Annotated in this window: 16 protein-coding genes; 6 read left to right on the top strand and 10 right to left on the bottom strand. The window is 72.2% G+C overall.

The annotated features are described in order from the left end of the window. The first annotated feature begins 67 nt into the window (after window positions 1-67). The gene (locus KME80_RS52595; RefSeq protein ID WP_219500950.1) at window positions 68-1,015 is read left to right on the top strand and encodes a DNA polymerase ligase N-terminal domain-containing protein; all 948 of its coding nucleotides are present in this window, start codon (window positions 68-70) and stop codon (window positions 1,013-1,015) included. Here KME80_RS52595 and KME80_RS05585 read toward each other — a convergent pair. Continuing rightward, a complete protein-coding gene (locus KME80_RS05585; RefSeq protein ID WP_219500948.1) occupies window positions 970-2,139 on the bottom strand; it encodes a Cmx/CmrA family chloramphenicol efflux MFS transporter in 1,170 nt (389 codons plus the stop codon). The genes KME80_RS52595 and KME80_RS05585 overlap by 46 nt on opposite strands. A gap of 202 nt (window positions 2,140-2,341) precedes the next feature. Here KME80_RS05585 and KME80_RS05580 point away from each other — a divergent pair, with 202 nt between their 5' ends. Next, entirely contained in the window at window positions 2,342-2,773 is a 432-nt protein-coding gene (locus KME80_RS05580; protein ID WP_219500947.1) for a GNAT family N-acetyltransferase, read from the top strand. On the opposite strand, the gene KME80_RS05575 is transcribed toward KME80_RS05580, so the two are convergent. From KME80_RS05575 to KME80_RS05565, 3 genes are read right to left on the bottom strand one after another with little or no spacing between them, the layout of a single operon-like run. Then, window positions 2,761-3,669 (bottom strand): aldo/keto reductase, encoded by a 909-nt coding sequence (locus KME80_RS05575; RefSeq protein WP_219500946.1) that lies wholly within the window; start codon window positions 3,667-3,669, stop codon window positions 2,761-2,763. The genes KME80_RS05580 and KME80_RS05575 overlap by 13 nt on opposite strands. Beyond that, window positions 3,666-4,418, bottom strand: a complete 753-nt coding sequence (locus KME80_RS05570) for an SDR family NAD(P)-dependent oxidoreductase (RefSeq protein ID WP_219500944.1) — start codon at window positions 4,416-4,418, stop codon at window positions 3,666-3,668. The genes KME80_RS05575 and KME80_RS05570 overlap by 4 nt, the downstream gene beginning before the upstream one ends. Next, window positions 4,415-5,680, bottom strand: coding sequence for an enolase C-terminal domain-like protein (locus KME80_RS05565; protein WP_246644116.1), 1,266 nt, complete (start codon window positions 5,678-5,680; stop codon window positions 4,415-4,417). Before KME80_RS05565 ends, KME80_RS05570 begins: the two co-directional genes overlap by 4 nt. A gap of 237 nt (window positions 5,681-5,917) precedes the next feature. On the opposite strand from KME80_RS05565, the gene KME80_RS52590 reads away from it, so the two are divergent. Beyond that, window positions 5,918-7,102 (top strand): cytochrome P450, encoded by a 1,185-nt coding sequence (locus KME80_RS52590; RefSeq protein ID WP_219500940.1) that lies wholly within the window; start codon window positions 5,918-5,920, stop codon window positions 7,100-7,102. A gap of 88 nt (window positions 7,103-7,190) precedes the next feature. Here the strand turns inward: KME80_RS52590 and KME80_RS05555 are convergent, their stop codons facing one another. The 6 genes from KME80_RS05555 to KME80_RS05530 form a co-directional block, all read right to left on the bottom strand. Next, window positions 7,191-8,390: a CU044_5270 family protein gene (locus tag KME80_RS05555; RefSeq protein ID WP_219500939.1), complete on the bottom strand. Its 1,200-nt coding sequence runs from the start codon at window positions 8,388-8,390 to the stop codon at window positions 7,191-7,193. Further along, window positions 8,387-8,941 (bottom strand): RNA polymerase sigma factor, encoded by a 555-nt coding sequence (locus KME80_RS05550; RefSeq protein ID WP_219500937.1) that lies wholly within the window; start codon window positions 8,939-8,941, stop codon window positions 8,387-8,389. Before KME80_RS05550 ends, KME80_RS05555 begins: the two co-directional genes overlap by 4 nt. A 1,097-nt stretch (window positions 8,942-10,038) precedes the next feature. Continuing rightward, entirely contained in the window at window positions 10,039-10,935 is an 897-nt protein-coding gene (locus KME80_RS05545) for a type IV toxin-antitoxin system AbiEi family antitoxin (RefSeq protein WP_219500934.1), read from the bottom strand. A 91-nt stretch (window positions 10,936-11,026) separates the two neighbouring features. Further along, window positions 11,027-11,857: an SRPBCC family protein gene (locus tag KME80_RS05540; RefSeq protein ID WP_246644114.1), complete on the bottom strand. Its 831-nt coding sequence runs from the start codon at window positions 11,855-11,857 to the stop codon at window positions 11,027-11,029. Beyond that, window positions 11,850-12,407, bottom strand: coding sequence for a winged helix-turn-helix domain-containing protein (locus tag KME80_RS05535; RefSeq protein WP_219500932.1), 558 nt, complete (start codon window positions 12,405-12,407; stop codon window positions 11,850-11,852). Before KME80_RS05535 ends, KME80_RS05540 begins: the two co-directional genes overlap by 8 nt. A 77-nt stretch (window positions 12,408-12,484) precedes the next feature. Beyond that, complete coding sequence (locus tag KME80_RS05530) at window positions 12,485-13,507, bottom strand: GDP-mannose 4,6-dehydratase (RefSeq protein WP_246644112.1); 1,023 nt, start codon at window positions 13,505-13,507, stop codon at window positions 12,485-12,487. A 240-nt stretch (window positions 13,508-13,747) separates the two neighbouring features. Here KME80_RS05530 and KME80_RS05525 point away from each other — a divergent pair, with 240 nt between their 5' ends. Genes KME80_RS05525 through KME80_RS05515 form a run of 3 tightly spaced genes read left to right on the top strand, consistent with a single transcriptional unit; the run spans window position 13,748 to window position 16,767 of the window. Further along, window positions 13,748-14,992 carry a glycosyltransferase family 4 protein gene (locus KME80_RS05525; RefSeq protein WP_219500928.1) on the top strand — a complete coding sequence of 415 codons (1,245 nt, stop codon included), beginning with the start codon at window positions 13,748-13,750 and terminating at the stop codon, window positions 14,990-14,992. 21 nt (window positions 14,993-15,013) lie between these two features. After that, complete coding sequence (locus KME80_RS05520) at window positions 15,014-15,730, top strand: class I SAM-dependent methyltransferase (protein ID WP_219500925.1); 717 nt, start codon at window positions 15,014-15,016, stop codon at window positions 15,728-15,730. Continuing rightward, window positions 15,727-16,767, top strand: coding sequence for a prenyltransferase/squalene oxidase repeat-containing protein (locus KME80_RS05515; protein ID WP_219500923.1), 1,041 nt, complete (start codon window positions 15,727-15,729; stop codon window positions 16,765-16,767). Before KME80_RS05520 ends, KME80_RS05515 begins: the two co-directional genes overlap by 4 nt. Window positions 16,768-16,805: the final 38 nt, after the last annotated feature.

Raw genomic sequence — 16,805 nt, 5'->3', positions numbered from 1 at the left:
TCATCCTCATGGGGGGGAAATGCGGATAGATCATCCTTGCAGAGCCATAACCGGGTAGGAGCCATTTGTGGCCGACAAACTTCACAAATACCGGAGCAAACGCGACGCCAGTCGCACCCCCGAACCCGTCCCCCAGGACGCGCCACGCCCCCAGGACGGTGACGCGTTCGTCATCCAGGAGCACCACGCCCGTTCCCTGCACTGGGATCTGCGCCTGGAACGCGACGGCGTGCTCGTCTCGTGGGCCGTCCCCAAGGGCCTCCCGCCCGACCCCGGCACAAACCATCTGGCCGTCCACACCGAGGACCACCCGATGGAGTACCTCACCTTCCACGGCGAGATCCCCAAGGGCGAGTACGGCGGCGGCACGATGACGATCTGGGACCGGGGCACGTACGAGACGGAGAAGTGGTCGGAGCGGGAGGTCAAGATCGTCCTGCACGGGGAGCGGGCGGAGGGCAGGTTCGTGCTGTTCCGGACGGACGGCAAGAACTGGATGATCCACCGCATGGACCCGCCCGTGACCGACCCGTTCCCCGACGTGGCGCCGATGCTGCCGGTCCGGCGCAAGGCGCCGCCGCGCGACGCCGCCGCGTACGCCTTCGAGTTCGCCTGGGGCGGGCGGCGGCTGCTCGTCCCGATCCAGGGCGGGCGCACGGACGCGGCCAGGGAGCACCCGTGGCTGCGCCCGCTCGCGGAGTCGTTCGGCAGCCGCACGGCGGTGCTGGACGGCGAGCTGACCACGCTCGCGGGCGCGGAGGTGCTGGTCTTCTACGACCTGCTGTACGACGACGGGCACGCGCTGGTGGATCGCCCGTACCGGGAGCGGCGGGCGGCGCTGGAGGCGCTCGGCCTGTCGGGCGCCCGCTGGCAGACCGCCCCCTCCTGGCCGGGTGAGGCGGCCCCGGTCCGGCAGGCGGCCCGCGAGCAGGGGCTGCCGGGCGTCGTCGGCAAGCGCCTGGACTCCCCCTACGAGCCCGGCGAGTCGGCGGCCTGGGTCTTCGTCCCCTCCTGACGCCGGACCAGGACGGCGAAGGCGAGGGCGACCAGCAGCGCGCTCACCCACAGCGGCGAGCGGAACCCGTGGCCGGCGCCGATGGCCAGGCCGCCCAGCCAGGGGCCGAGCGCAGCGCCGACGTTGAACGCCGCCGTGGCGAACGCGCCGCCCAGCTTCGGCGCGCCCGCCGCCGCGTACAGGACCTGGGAGATCAGCGTCGAGCCGACGGCGAACGCGAGCGTGCCCTGAGTGAGCACGAGCACCACCGTCGCCACCGGGCTCCCGGCGGCCAGCGCGAACACCACCCACCCGGCCAGCAGGCACGCGCCGCCGGCCGTCAGCAGCCGCGCGGGCCGCGTGTCGGCCAGACGACCGGCGGCGGTCACGCCCGCGAACGACCCGGCGCCGAACAGCGCCAGCGCGACCGGCACCCAGGCCGCCCCCAGCCCGGCGACCTCGGTGACCACCGGCGCCAGGTACGTGTAGGCGCAGAAGGTCGCCCCGTTGACCAGCGCGCCGAGCAGCAGCGTCACCCGCAGCCGCCCGTCACGCAGCACCCGCAGCTCCTCGCGCGCCCCCGAGGAGGCCGAGTCCGCGCGGGTCGCGGGCACGGCCCGCAGGATCGCCACGAAGGCGGGGACCGACACCAGGGCCACCGCCCAGAACGCCGAGCGCCACCCCCACACCTGGCCGAGCAGCGCCCCGGCGGGCACCCCCGCGACGCAGGCGACGGTGACGCCGCCGAGCAGGACGGCGGTGGCCCGGCCCTTGGCGTCCGGCGCGACCATGCCGGTCGCCGCCGACAGCGCCACGGCCAGGAACCCGGCGTTGGCCAGCGCCCCGGCCACCCGGGTGAGCAGCAGCACGTCGAAGCTCGTGGTGACCGCGCCGAGCACGTGCACGAGCGTGAAGATCGCGAGGAACGCCAGCAGCGCCCGCCGCCGGGGCCAGCGCAGGCTGAGGATCGCCATCAGCGGCGCGCCGACGATCATGCCGACGGCGAAGGCCGTGGTCAGCTGACCGGCGGCGGGAATGGAGACGCCCAGCTCCTGGGCGATGCCCGGCACCAGACCGGACAGCATGAACTCGGACGTGCCCATGGCGAACACGGCGAGGCCGAGCAGGTATACGACGAAAGGCATGAAGAGGCTCCGCACCCAGAGGAAGATCGGCAGGACATGCGGCAGCGGTGATCCGGAGCTCTCACTCGTGACAGGAACGGCGAAAGGCCACCGGACGACCGGTGGCTAGTGTCTTGACGCCTCTGGGCTGGACATGCCGGGCAACCTAGCAGGGCCGCCCCGGTGGGGCCAACCGGTTTTTCGGATGGGCGATACTCGCCAGATGCTGATTTCCGAGATATCGCCCGACAGAGCCCTCTTCGACGTGCAGCGTGCCGCCTATGCCGTCGAGGCGGAGCTCATCGGCGACGACCGCATCCCGCCCCTGCGCGAAAGCCTGGACGACCTGCTGGCCCAGCCGCTGCGCTGGCTCGGCGCGCTGGACGGGGAGCGGCTGCTGGGGGCGATCGCCTGGACGGAGAGCGACGAGGAGGTGGACGTGGACCGGCTTGTCGTCGATCCGGCGGCGCACCGGCGCGGCATCGGCCGAGCCCTGGTCACCGAGGTCATCGCCAGGGCGGGCGAGCGGCGGATCGTGGTGTCGACCGGGCGGGACAACGTACCGGCCCGGACTCTGTACGAGAAGCTGGGATTCGTCCTGAAGAGTGAGTTCGAGCCGATCCCCGGGCTGTGGGTCGTCGGCTACGCGCGCTGAAGGTCCGCCCACAGGGCGTCCGGCACCGGGCGCCGCCACAGGGCGGCGTTGGCGCGCACCTCCTCCGGCGAGCGCGCGCCCAGCACCACGGCGGCGACCGCAGGGTGGCGCAGCGGAAAAGCCATCGCCGCCTGCGGCAGCGTCACCCCGTGCGCCTCGCACACGCGGGCCAGCCGGGTGGCGCGGGCGACCAGCCCGGCCGGGGCGGGCCGGTAGTCGTAGGCGCCCGACGGGGTGTGGGTCGCCAGCAGGCCGCTGTTGAAGACGCCCGCCGCCAGCACCCGGGTGCCGCGCGCCGCGCACTCCTCCAGCAGCGGCAGCCCCGACCGGTCGAGCAGCGTGTAGCGGCCGGCCAGCATCACCACGTCCACGTCCGTCTCCCGGACGAACCGCAGCGGCGCCCGCCACTGGTTCATGCCGACGCCGACGGCCTTGACCACGCCCTGGGCGCGCAGCTCGGCCAGCGCCGGGTACGCCTCGTCGAGCGCCTGCTCCAGGTGGTCGTCCGGGTCGTGGATGAGCGCCAGATCCACGTACGGGAGTCCGAGCCTGGACAGGGAGTCGTCCAGGGAGCGCAGCACGCCGTCACGCGAGAAGTCCCACCGCCGCTCGAAGGCGGCGGGGACGTCGAAGCCCTCGTCGTCGACGCCGCCACGGCCGGACGGGACGAGCAGCCGGCCGACCTTGGTCGACAGCACGTAGCCGGTGCGGCCCGCCAGCGCGGCGCCGAGGCGGCGCTCCGACAGGCCGAGCCCGTAGTGCGGCGCGGTGTCGAACAGGCGCACGCCGCTGTCCCACGCGGCCTCGACCGTGGCCCGCGCCTGCTCGTCACCGACCGCCTCGTACAGGTTGCCGATGGGCGCGGCGCCGAACCCGAACCGCGGCAGCTCGATCACCTGAGCTCCTGAACCGGCCCGCCGGGCCGGAGCCGCAGCCCCTGCATGCCTCCGTCGACCGCGAGCGCCGTCCCGGTGGTGGCGCCGGCGTCCGGGCCGGCCAGGTACGCGATCGCCGCCGCGACCTCCTCCGCGCTGACCAGGCGGCCCATCGGCTGCCTGGCGCGCAGCGCCGCCCGTTCCGCCTCGGGGTCGTCGGCGGCGTCGAGCAGCCGGGCGACCCACGGCGTGTCGGCGGTGCCCGGATTGACGCAGTTGACCCGGATGCCCTCGCGGACGTGGTCGGCCGCCATGGCGAGGGTCAGCGACTGCACCGCGCCCTTGGTCGCGCTGTAGAGGGCGCGGCCGGGCAGCCCGGCGGTGGCCGCCACGGAGCACGTGTTGACGATCGAGGCGTGCGCCGACCGGCGCAGGTACGGCAGCGCCGCGCGGGCCACCCGGACCATGCCGAACACGTTGACGTCGAACACCCGCCGCCACTCGGCGTCGTCGTTGTCCTCGACCGTGCCCTGCGCGCCGATGCCCGCGTTGTTGACCAGGATGTCGATGCCGCCCAGGCGCTCGGCCGCCTCCGCGACGGCCCGGCGTACCTGCTCGTCGTCGGTCACGTCGGCCTTGACGCCGACGAACGGCTCGCCGGGCGGGTCCAGGTCGAGGCAGGCGACGCGCATGCCTCGCCCGGCTAACAGGGTGGCGGTGGCCAGGCCGATGCCTGAGCCGCCTCCGGTGACGACGGCTTTGAGCGTCATGCGTCCCTCCAGACCGCGCCGCCCGGGTAGGTGTGGGCGGCGACCGACTCGGCGTGCATCGCGGCGCTGAACCCGGGCGCCGCAGGGGCCCGGTAGCGGCCGTTCTCGATCACCACCGGGTCGGTGAAGTGCTCGTGCAGGTGGTCCACGTACTCGATCACCCGCCCGTCCATGGTGCCGCTGACAGCCACGTAGTCGAACATGGCCAGGTGCTGCACCAGCTCGCACAGCCCGACGCCGCCCGCGTGCGGGCACACCGGCACGCCGAACCTGGCCGCGAGCAGCAGGATCGCGAGGTTCTCCGGCAGCCCGCCGACCCGGGCGGCGTCGATCTGCAGGTAGGAGATCGCGCCGGCCTGGAGGAGCTGCTTGAAGATGATCCGGTTCTGGACGTGCTCGCCGGTGGCGATCGGCACGGGGCTGACGCCCTCGGCGATCGCCGCGTGGCCGAGCACGTCGTCGGGGCTGGTCGGCTCCTCCACCCAGTGCGGGGCGTACGGCTTGAGCGCGGTCACCCAGGCGATGGCCGTCCCGACGTCCCAGCGCTGGTTGGCGTCGATCGCGATGGGGAAGTCCGGGCCGCACACCTCGCGGGCCGCCTTGAGCCGGCGCACATCGTCGGCCAGGTCGGCGCCGACCTTGAGCTTGATCTGGCCGAAGCCCTGGTCGAGGGCCTCCCGGCAGAGGCGGCGCAGCTTGTCGTCGGGGTAGCCGAGCCAGCCGGGCGAGGTGGTGTAGGCGGGGTAGCCGTCGGCCCGGAGGCGGGCGATCCGCCTAGCCTTCCCCTTTTCCGCCTTTTTCAGGATTTCGAGTGCTTGGCCGGGTGTCAGGGCGTCGCTGAGATAGCGGAAGTCGATCAGCGCGACGATCTCCTCGGGCGGCATCTCCGACAGCAGCAGCCACACCGGCTTGCCCGCCCGCCGGGCCTTCAGGTCCCACAGCGCGTTGACCACGGCGGAGATCGCCATGTGCATGACGCCCTTCTCCGGCCCCAGCCAGCGAAGCTGCGAGTCGTAGACCATCTCCCTGTAGAGCGCGCCCAGGTCCTCGGCGTCCCGGCCGATCACGTACGGCCTGAGCGCGCCGATCGCCGCCGTCTGCACGTCGTTGCCGCGCCCGATCGTGAAGGCGAACCCGTGCCCCTCGAACCCGTCGTCCGTCCGCAGCACCACGTAGGCGGCCGAGTAATCAGGGTCGGGGTTCATCGCGTCGGAGCCGTCCAGCTCCCGCGAGGTGGGGAAGCGCACGTCATGCGTCTCCATCCCGACGATCCGGTACGAGCCTCCCGCGCCCATGCCACCCCGCACCCATCGGATGTCTGTACCGCCATGCTGATCCCGTCCTCGGACACTGTCAAGAACCGGATCATCGTCTTCCGGAAGACATCGGATCATCGCCTCCCCGTGCCGCACCCGCTCCTTGACGGTCGTACAGTGCCGTAATAGAACACGTTTCAGTACGGCTTCCTGTACCAAGCGCTTGATAAGAGGGTGAACCGGGTGCACATCGACCTTGTCGACCAGGACCGCTACGCCACCGCAGGACCGCCCCACGAGCAGTTCGCCTGGCTGCGCGCCCACGACCCCGTGCACTGGCACGAGGGCGAACCGGGCTTCTGGGCCGTCACCCGCCACGAGGACGTCGTGCACGTGTCGCGGCACTCCGACCTGTTCTCCTCGTCGCGGCGGCTGGCCCTGTTCAACGAGATGCCCGAGGAACAGCGGGCACTGCAACGCCTGATGATGCTCAACCAGGACCCGCCCGACCACACCCGGCGCCGCTCGCTCGTCAACCGCGGCTTCACCCCCCGGACCATCGGCGCCCTCGAACAGCACATCCGCGACATCTGCGACGACCTGCTCGACAAGTGCAGCACCGAAGCCGACTTCGTCACCGAAGTCGCCGCCCCTCTCCCGCTCTACGTCATCTGCGAGCTCCTCGGCGCCCCCGTCACCGACCGCGACAAGCTCTTCAGCTGGTCCAACCGCATGATCGGCGCCCAGGACCCCGACTACGCCGACACCCCTGAGGAAGGCGCCGCCGCCGCGGCCGAGGTCTACGCCTACGCCAACCAGCTCGCCGCCCAGCGCCGCGCCAACCCCAGGGACGACATCGTCACCAAGCTCATCCAGCCGGACGACAGCGGCGAGACCCTCGACGAGAACGAGTTCGACCTGTTCGTCCTGCTCCTCGTCGTCGCCGGCAACGAGACCACCCGCAACGCGGCCTCCGGCGGCATGCTCGCCCTCTTCGACCACCCCGACCAGTGGAACCGCCTCGTCGCCGACCCCACGCTCGCCCGCACCGCCGCCGACGAGATCGTCCGCTGGGTCTCCCCCGTCAACCTCTTCCGCCGCACCTCCACCGCCGACCAGATGCTCGGCGACCGGCAGATCAAGGAAGACGACAAGGTCGTGGTCTTCTACTCCTCCGCCAACCGCGACACCGCCGTCTTCCCCGACGCCGAGACGTTCGACATCGGCCGCGACCCCAACCCGCACATCGGCTTCGGCGGCGGCGGCGCCCACTTCTGCCTCGGCAACCACCTCGCCAAGCTGGAGCTCCGCATCCTCTTCGAGCAGCTCGCCCGCCGCTACCCCCGCCTCACCCAGACCGGCGAGGCCCGCCGCCTGCGCTCGAACTTCATCAACGGCATCAAGGAACTCCCGGTCAAACTCGCCTAGCCGGCCGGAACACGGCCTCCGCCCGGAGGGACGGGCCCGAGCCCGCCCCTCCCTCTCGGGGTGCCCTCAACCGATCAAGGGTCCGGCCTCAGTCCCGCCGCGCGGGCAGGCGCGGCCGCTCATCCGTCCAGCCGATCGCCTGGAACGAGGTGGAGTAGCGCAACTCCACCTGCCGCCCGTCGGCGAGATCGGTGGTGTGCCTCCGCACCTCGGCGAGGAGCAGCCCGCTGCCCGGCTCGACCACGAGCTGAACCCGGGCGAACACGCCCGGCTCGATCTCCTCCCGGTAGCCGAGCGCCTGCCCGCGCCGCCCCTCCGGGTCCGTCACCTCCCCCTCGGCCCGGATACCGGGCAGCGACGCCAGGATCCGGTACGCGGACGCGCGCACCTCGGGCGACGCCGGCAGCCGGCTGATGATCTCCACACAGTCGCGCAGGAGGATGTGCGCCCTCGCCTCCTTCACGTCCATCCCGGATCCGGCCAGGTCCAGCCGGCCGATGCCCTCTTCCAGGTAGCTCCGGAGCTTCCCGGGGTCGCTCGGCAGCGCCCGTACCTGCTTCCAGGTCAGCGGCCCCCCGATCAGGTGACCGGCCGCGCCCTTCCACTTGCCGTACAGCCGTTCGGCGGACCGCTCCCCCGCCGCCGTCCTCAGCGGCCGGGACGGGACGGAGAACAGGTTGTCCGTCCTCATGTCCTCGGGATATCGCCAGCTCGCGGGCGCCCCCGCGGCCCGCCACGCCTGCTCGTCCCGCGCGGTCGCGGGCTTGACCCCGAGATCCTGCCGGATGCGCCAGCTCCGCAGCTCCGGCCGTACCGCCAGCCACGTCTCCAGGGACCGGCTGCCCTCCAGCATGTAGCCGCGCGTGGGATCGGGCAGCATCCACCGCGAGACGGTCGTGGTGCGCCAGTAGTCACCGCTCGCCGGGGCCCGCTCCGTGGCGACGGCCGCGGCCAGCAGGATCTGCTGAGCGGTCGACCCGCCGGCCGGAGCCGACAGCGACGCGCTCGGCTGCGGCACGCCCGGCTGGGACTCGCCCGGCTGGGGCACGACGGAGATCGTTCCGCCGGACAGCATCGCGGGGACCACGACCCCCGCCGCCACGGCGGCCGCGGCCACGCCGAGCAGCGCGCGACCGGGAGCGCGCAGACGCCTCCGCCGTTGTTCGGGCACGCGCTCCAGCGACACGACCTCGGCCAGCAGCGCGTCCGCCCCCGGAGTGGACACCCGGCCGGCCAGCTCCTCGTCCAGCACGCGCGCCCGGCCCTTGAAGATCTCGTCGTTGTTCACCCTGACTCCTTCTCGATGAGCGTCCGCGACACGAACCCGGCGGCCGACGGGCGGGTCTTCTCCAGGGCCTTGGCGAAGCGCTTGCGGGCCCGGTGCAGGCGGATCCGGACGGCGTTGCGGGAGCAGCCCAGCACCGTGGCGATCTCCCCGGGGTCGAGCTCCTCCCAGAGCGCCAGGGCCAGCAGCTCCCGATCACCGTCGGCCAGCATGCCCATCGCCTCGGCCACGCCGTCCTGCCCACCGGACGGGTGTACGGGCGGGGCGTAGAGGCGTTCGAGCTCGGCGGTCAACTCGGCGTGCCGGGTCAGCCTGCGCCGCTCGCTGCGGCGATGATTGGCCAGAACCCGGCGGGCCACGCCGTACAGCCACAGCCTGCCCGCCTCGCCGTCGGGCAACTCGCTCATCCGCCGCCAGGCGACCACATAGGTCTCGGCCACGACATCGGCGGCGTCCTCCGGCGAGGCGCACCGCCGCACGGCATACCCGAGGATCTGCTCATATGTTCGCCGGTACACCGCCTCGAACCGGGACCGGTCGTCTCGTTCACTCACGCGTCATCCTCGTCAGGCCTTCCGAACGCTGCTGGCTTCCACCCCCTACGTGTCCGCGCGAACCACCAGAATTTCACCCACCCCCGCCCCACCCGCCTCAACCCGGGTGACCCCCGAGCCAAGGGCCCGCGAGCCGAACCCGCCCCACCGCACCGGCCGACCAACCCGGGGGGCGTACGGAGACGGGCTCTGGAACGACGGGACCTGGGAAAGGCGGGCCCTGAGAGCGGGCCTGGAGGGTGAGACCCGGTGGATGCGGCCCCGAAGGCCGCAGCCGGGCACCGGGCCTGCCGACCGGCCCTGAGGTCGGGACCCTACCGACCCTCTGGGGCCCTGCCCACCAGCCCTGGACACGGGGCCCTGGGGAGGGCGCCCGCACCGCCCTGGAACGGGGGCCTGGGGACGGGGCCTGGGGACGGAGGTCTGGGGACGGAGGTCTGGGAACGGGGGTCTGGGGACGGGGCGTACGGAGACGGACTCTGGAACAAACGGGGACCTAGACGACGGGGGCCTGGAGGGCGGGGCCTGAGCACCGGCCGCTTGGGGACGGCCCAGCGGGCCGCCGGGTTGGGGCGGGCTTGGAGCGCCGATCCCAGAGGCAGCGCCCCGGGGGCGCAGACAGGAGGGCGCGGACCCGAGACGCGGACCCAGGGCGCGAGCCCGGCGAGCGGGAGCCCTGAAGTCCCGGCCCCGAGGGCGGGATCTGAGGGCCGCACCCGCGCACCGGACCCCGGAGTGCCGGGGCCTGAGGAGCGGCGGACGGCGGCGCCTACGCGGCGGAGGGGCCGAAGGTCCGAAGGTCCCGAGGCACCGAAGGGGCCGGAGCCGGAGAGGGGCTGAGGGCCGGAGAGGGGCTGAGGGCCGAAGGGGCCGGAGCCGGAGGGCGGGCGTTCAGGGAGGAAAAGCGGTGCGGCCATCGCGGGGAGACCTTCGGACAGCAGCGGTAGGACGAAGGAAGGAGGGGGCGATGGCCGCAGTCACATTGTGACGCCTGGGGGTGGCCCCGCGAAGCCGTTCAGCCATATTGACCTGCGAATATTCCCGGTGGCAGTGGTGAACGGGCTGCATTGGCGGGGTTTGCCCCGGCGCGACCGGCGTCACTCCCGACGGGGGGTGTAGTAGCGGCGGCGTTGGTGGGGCAGGGCGGGGCGGCGGCGGAGGGCGCGGATGCGGGACAGGATGCGGATCGTCTCGTCGGGGGTGGGCCGCCAGCCTCGTTCGATGAGGGCGTTGGCGACGTTCTCCAGCAGGTCGGCGCTGTGGGCGGGGATGACGTCGCGGCCGACGACGATGATGCGCCAGCCGTGGTGGCGGAGCTCGTCGCGCCGGGTCTCGTCGTGGCGCCGGTCGGCCGGGGTGGTGTGGTGGGCGCGGCCGTCGTACTCGACGGCGAGCCGGTGCGGCTCCCAGCCGAGGTCGAGGTAGGCGGTGCGGCCTTCGGGGAGGGGGACGCGGATCTGGGTGGCGGGTCTGGGGAGACCGCCGTCTACGAGGATGACCCGCAGCCAGCTCTCCCTGGGTGAGGCGGCGCCCCGGTCGGTGAGGGAGAGCAGGTCGTGGACGCGGTCGGACGGGGAGCGCCGCCACACGGCGTCGAGGTCGACCCCGGCGCGCAGGAACCGGTCGAGCAGAGCGACGGCGTCGAGCCTGGGCAGGTGGGCGGCGCAGTCGAGGGCGGTGCGCTCCGGGGTGGTGACGCGGACGCCGTCGTGCTCGGTGATGTCGCGGGCGGGCAGGCGCGTCACGTGGGTGACGCAGCCCGGGATGGCCACGTGGGCGGGGGCGATGACCTCGACGGGCCAGCCGGCCTCGGGGGTGGCGGTGCTCAGCGGGTGCAGGCCCCAGATGTGCGCGGCCGTCTGGCGGCACGCCACGGCCCGGGGGACGGCACGGGTGACGCGGCGGGCGCGGTCGAGCAGGGATCCGGCATTCCTACGAGGGACGGTGCCGTGGTCCGTACGGAAGGGAGAGGGGCGGGGGCCGGGGGCGTTCACGAGCACCATGATGGGCCGGACCAGGACGCCCCCCGAGGCCAGAACGCGGTTCTGTGGATAACCCCGGGAGGCAACCTCCAAGCCCAGGCCGTCAGCTCACCCAGAGGGGCTGCCAGGCCGGGATCTCGTGGTAGCGGCGCAGTTCGGCGAGCCCCGACAGGTTGCCCGCCCAGGCGGCGTACGGCGGCCGGTCGAAGCCGCTCTGCACCATCGTCAGCCGGGTCCGCCCATCGCTGCCCTCCAGCTCCCAGGAGCTGATCCCCACCGGCCCCCAGTCGACGGTGAGGCGCTGCTCCGGCTCCAGCTCCAGGACCTTGGCCGGGTGCGGGTCGTTGTCGAATCCGCCCATGGCGTAGCGCCCGCCGACGTGCGGCTCGATCTCGATCGGGTAGCCGAACCAGCGCGTGACGGCCTCGCTGTCGATCAGCGACTCGAACACCGCCGACGGCGCGGCGTCGATCGTCACGGTGGCGCGCAGGTCGTCGGAGGTGAAGTCGACCTTGGGCGTGAGCTCGCGGCCCTCGAAGTGCTCGGCCAGGTTGGCCAGCGCGAGGCACCAGTAGGTCTGGAGCACGCCCCGGATGCTGCTCTCCGTCATGGCCTCGCGGTAGTCGAAGTGGGTCTGCGAGACGGTGACGATCGTGCTGTCGGGCGTCTCCTCCTCGACGGACAGCTCGGCCGTGGTCTCGACGCCGTCGAGGGTCCAGGCGACGCGTACGGTGTCGTCGTCGGCGTGGAGCAGGCGCTGGTGGGGCGCGTCGCCCTCGGGCGTGTGGCGCCCCCAGAAGGCGTAGCGCTCGGGCAGTGAGACCTCGGCGTGCTCGGCCAGCCACACGCGCAGCAGCGCCGGATCGGTCAGGGCGTTGCGGACCTCCTTGACCGGGGCCTGGACTCGGGCACGGAGGATCATCGGCTCACTCATCGTCGTCTTCCTTGGGATAGCAGGCCACGGCGAGCTTGAAGGCGTCGCCTTCAGCTCCGCCGTAGCGGGTGAAAAGGTCTCGCAGGGTGTTCTGGAGGTCGTTGAGGAATTCCTGCCGGTTCTCTGGACGTACGTGGATCTCGCCCGACAGGCCGATCGACGGGAGCTCCGGCGCGGACCTGTCGAGGGCGGCGATGTCGGCCTGGACCTCCTCCATCAGGTCGAGGAGGTAGCCGAGGCTCAGCTCGTCGCGGGCCTTGGCCAGGCCGATGCGGCCGACCAGGCGCGGCGACAGCCAGTAGGAGCGGGCGCCGGCCTGGTAGATGCCTTCGTTGATGCCCCGGACCTTGCGCTCCGACACCAGGTCGACCAGCCCGGCGTCGACGAGGCGTTTGACGTGGTAGTAGACCCGCTGAGGCGTCTGGCCGAGCCGGGCGGCGACCTCGGTGCAGGTGCGCGGCTCGGCGAGTTGCCGCAGCACTTCCACGCGCTGCGGCTTGAGCAGGGCCTCCGCCTGCTCGATCGCTTCCAGGTATAGGACGTCTCTCATTGCAAAAATCACTCTTTACGTAAAAAACTTGTTTGTCAATAGGGCGCGCGGGAGCGCGGGGTGGCTCCGGGAGGGCACTACGGCCAGGAACTCTCCTGGTCCGGGTCGCCGCCGTCGGTCAGCAGCCGCAGGTCGGACTCGACCATCATGGCCACGAGCTCGTCGAACGAGACCGTCGGCTCCCAGCCGAGCTGCACCCGGGCCTTCTTCGGGTCGGCGCAGAGCAGGTCCACCTCGGCGGGGCGGTGCAGGGAGCTGTCGGTGACGACGTAGCGCTCCCAGTCGAGCCCGGCCGCCGCGAACGCCGCCTCGGCCAGCTCGCGCACCGACTTCATGTGGCCGGTGCCGATGACGTAGTCCTCGGGCGTGCCGGCCTGCAGCATCAGGTGCATGGCCCGGACGTAGTCGCCGGCGAAGCCCCAGTCGCGCCGGGCCTCCAGGTTGCCCAGGCGCAGCTCGGCGGCGAGGCCGAGTTTGATCCGCGCCACGCCGAGCGAGACCTTGCGGGTGACGAACTCGGCGCCCCGGCGCGGCGACTCGTGGTTGAACAGGATGCCGGAGACGGCGAACATGCCGTAGGACTCGCGGTAGTTCTGCGTGAGGAAGTGGCCGTACGTCTTGGCCACGCCGTAGGGCGAGCGCGGGTGGAAGGCGGTGGCCTCGTTCTGCGGCGTCTCGGCGACCTGGCCGAACATCTCGGAGGACGAAGCCTGATAAAAGCGGATCTGTCCGGAGTCCCGCGACCCTCGCGACACGCCCGAGCACACCCGGATCGCCTCCAGCATGCGCAGCACGCCCATCCCGGTGACCTCGGCGGTCAGCTCGGCCTGCTCCCAGGACATCGGCACGAACGAGATCGCGCCCAGGTTGTAGACCTCGTCGGGCTGAACGCGTTCCACCGCCGAGATGAGCGAACCCTGGTCGAGCAGGTCGCCGCGCACCACCTGGACGTCGGCCAGCAGCTTGCGGATCCGCGACAGCCGCGGGTTGGCCTGGCCGCGGGCCAGCCCCCACACCTCGTATCCCTGGCCGAGCAGGTGCTCCGCCAAGTAGGAACCGTCCTGGCCGGTGATGCCGGTGATCAGAGCGCGCCTGGCCAACGGGTCCTCCAACTGTGCCGCCGCATCCATTGGGATGGAATGTACTGCCATGCCCATGACCGCTCACCTAGAACACGTTCCACCGAACCACGCTCGGTCACGGCAACGTCGCAGTTCGCACGGCCTGTCGAAGCCGTTGTGAACAATTCCAGATGACCTACCGAATGGTAGCCTTCTCGGACTAAGGTCATCTTTCACGGTACACGCCCTTCCACGGGGCCTACCGGGCAGGAGAAAGGGGTGTCCGTGAGCGACTCGCTGCGGATCGCGCTGCTGTCCTACCGCAGCAAGCCCACCTGTGGTGGCCAAGGCGTGTACCTCCGCCACCTGACACGCGAGCTGGTCGCGCTCGGCCACCACGTCGAGGTGTTCTCCGGACCGCCCTACCCCGAGCTCGACGAGGGCGTCATCCTGCGCGAGGTGCCCAGCCTCGACCTCTACCGCGACGAGGACCCGTTCCGCACGCCCAAGCTCGCCGAGTACCGCGACTGGATCGACGTGCTGGAGGTCGGCACCATGTGGACGGCCGGCTTCCCCGAGCCGCTGACGTTCACGCTGCGCGCCCACCGCGAGCTGAAGAAGCGCGTCGGCGACTTCGACGTCGTCCAGGACAACCAGACGCTCGGCTACGGCCTGCTCGGCATCCAGAAGCTGTTCCCGGTGGTCGGCACCATCCACCACCCGATCAGCGTCGACCGGCGCATCGAGCTGGAGGCGGCCAAGGGCGCCAAGAAGCTGACCATGCGCCGCTGGTACGGGTTCGTGAAGATGCAGGCCAAGGTCGCGCCCCGGCTGAACCCGATCCTGACCGTCAGCGAGTCGTCGCTGGCCGACATCCACCGCGACTTCAACGTGCCGCAGGCCAACATGCGCCTGATCCCGCTCGGCGTCGACACCCGCTACTTCCACCCGCGCCCGGACAAGCCCCGGCGCAAGGGCTCGATCGTGGCCGTGGCCAGCGCCGACTCCCCGATGAAGGGCGTCTCGACGCTGCTGCGGGCGGTCGCCAAGCTCGCCACCGAGCGCGACGTCAACCTGACCGTCGTCAGCAAGCCGACCCCCGGCGGGCCGACCGAGCAGCTCGTGAAGGAGCTGTCGCTGGAGGACCGGGTCCGGTTCCTGCACGGCATCTCCGACGACGAGCTGGGCGAGCTGATCGCCACCTCGGAGATCTCGGTCGTGCCTTCGCTGTACGAGGGCTTCTCGCTGCCGGCCGTCGAGCACATGGCGTGCGCCACGCCGCTGGTCGCCAGCCGCACCGGGGCGCTGCCCGAGGTGGTCGGCGACGCCGCCGTGCAGGTGACGCCGGGCGACCCGGAGGAGCTGGCCGCCGTACTGCGCCGTCTGCACGACTCGCCCGAGGAGCGCGAGCGCGTCGGCAAGGCCGGCTACGACCGGGTCATGGAGCGCTACACCTGGACCGTCGTCGCGAAGAAGACCGTCGAGGCCTACCGCGAGGCCATCGCGGCCCGTCGTACCCGCTGACCTGCAAGGGAGATTCGCCCAGTGCTCACCGTGGACTTCGACCGCCTGCCCGTCGGGCCCGGCGTGCGCGTGCTCGACCTCGGCTGCGGCGGCGGCAGGCACGCCTTCGAGGTGTTGCGCCGCGGCGCCGACGTGGTCGCGTTCGACATGGACCAGGCCGAGCTCGACAGCGTGGCGGCCATGTTCGTGGCCATGGACAAGGCGGGCGAGGTGCCGCTGGGGGCCTCCGGCGAGACCGTCCAGGGCACCGCGCTGGACATGCCGTTCGAGGACGGCGGGTTCGACCGGGTCATCGCGGCCGAGGTGCTGGAGCACATCCCCGACGACATGGCGGCCATGCGGGAGATCTTCCGGGTGCTCAAGCCGGGCGGCACCGCCGCGATCACCGTGCCGAGCTTCCTGCCCGAGCGGATCTGCTGGGCGCTGGACGAGGACTACCACACGGCCCCCGGCGGGCACGTGCGCATCTACACGCTGGCGGAGCTGTCGGCCAAGCTGAAGGCCACCGGGTTCGTCATCGGCCCGCACCACCACGCCCACGGCCTGCACGCGCCCTACTGGTGGATCAAGTGCGCGGTCGGCGTCAACAACGACGACCACCCGCTCGCCAAGGCGTACCACGAGCTGCTGGTGTGGGACATCATGAAGCGCCCGGCCGCCACCCGCATCGCCGAGGCCCTGCTCAACCCGGTCATCGGCAAGAGCGTCGTGCTCTACGTCAGGAAGCCCGAGGCGTGATCCCGCGCGAGCAGGTCGTCCGCACGGCCGAGAGCATCGCGGCGATCCAGCAGGACGACGGCGGCGTGCCGTGGCCGGAGGGACACGTCGACGCGTGGAACCACGTCGAGTGCCTGATGGCCATGACGGTGGCCGGTCTCGCCGGGCCGGTCGCGCGCGGCTACGACTGGCTGGCGCGCCACCAGCGCGAGGACGGCTCGTGGCCGATGAAGGTCACCGGCGGCGCGGCCGTCGAGCACGGCGGCGAGTCCAACCACGCCGCGTACGTCGCGGTCGGGCTCTGGCACCACCTGCTCGTGAACGGCGACGAGGACTTCGCGCGGGAGCGCTGGCCGATGGTCAAGGCAGCGCTCGACTACGTGGCCGGGCTGCAGACCGGGCGCGGCGAGATCGTGTGGGAGCGCGACGCGCACGGCCGGGCGGCCGACTACGCGCTGCTGACCGGCTGCTCCTCGATCCACCAGGGCCTGCGCTGCGGGGTGCGGCTCGGCGACCGGCTGGGCGACCCGCAGCCGCACTGGGAGCTGGCCGCCGACCGGCTGGCGCACGTGCTGGCCGCCCATCCGGAGGCGTTCGCCGACAAGAGCCGCTTCTCGATGGACTGGTACTACCCGGTGCTCGGCGGCGCGGTGCGCGGCGCGCAGGCGATGGAGCTGCTGGAGCGGGAGTGGGGCACGTTCGTGGTGCCGGGGCTCGGCATCCGCTGCGTGTCGGACCAGCCGTGGGTGACCGGGGCGGAGACGTGCGAGCTGGTGCTGGCGCTGGACGCGGCCGGCGACCGTGACCGGGCCGCGACGCTGTTCGCCGACATGCAGCACCTGCGGCACGAGGACGGCTCGTACTGGACGGGCTGGCAGTTCGCCAACCGCAAGCACTTCCCGCACGAGCGGTCCGGCTACACGGCCGCCGCCGTCGTGCTCGCCGCCGACGCCCTGTCGGGCCTCACGGGCGGCTCGGGCCTCTTCCGCGACGTCGCCGCCACCTCGCCCGCGCCCGTGCGCGCCGACGTCTGCGGCTGCACCCCCGCCCGCGCCTGACTTTCCCGTACGAGCCGCGTTCCGAGGCCGCAAGGGGT

It is taken from the genome of Nonomuraea ceibae (assembly GCF_019396325.1).
Classification (GTDB): Bacteria; Actinomycetota; Actinomycetes; order Streptosporangiales; family Streptosporangiaceae; genus Nonomuraea; species Nonomuraea ceibae.
This window is presented reverse-complemented; position numbering and strand designations above follow the sequence as displayed.

Coding starts and splice junctions, on each gene's coding strand:
- KME80_RS05585 (WP_219500948.1), bottom strand. CDS start 2,139: ATGCCTTTCGTCGTATACCTGCTCGGCCTCGCCGTGTTCGCCATGGGC.
- KME80_RS05580 (WP_219500947.1), top strand. CDS start 2,342: ATGCTGATTTCCGAGATATCGCCCGACAGAGCCCTCTTCGACGTGCAG.
- KME80_RS05570 (WP_219500944.1), bottom strand. CDS start 4,418: ATGACGCTCAAAGCCGTCGTCACCGGAGGCGGCTCAGGCATCGGCCTG.
- KME80_RS05565 (WP_246644116.1), bottom strand. CDS start 5,680: ATGGAGACGCATGACGTGCGCTTCCCCACCTCGCGGGAGCTGGACGGC.
- KME80_RS05540 (WP_246644114.1), bottom strand. CDS start 11,857: ATGAGTGAGCCGATGATCCTCCGTGCCCGAGTCCAGGCCCCGGTCAAG.
- KME80_RS05535 (WP_219500932.1), bottom strand. CDS start 12,407: ATGAGAGACGTCCTATACCTGGAAGCGATCGAGCAGGCGGAGGCCCTG.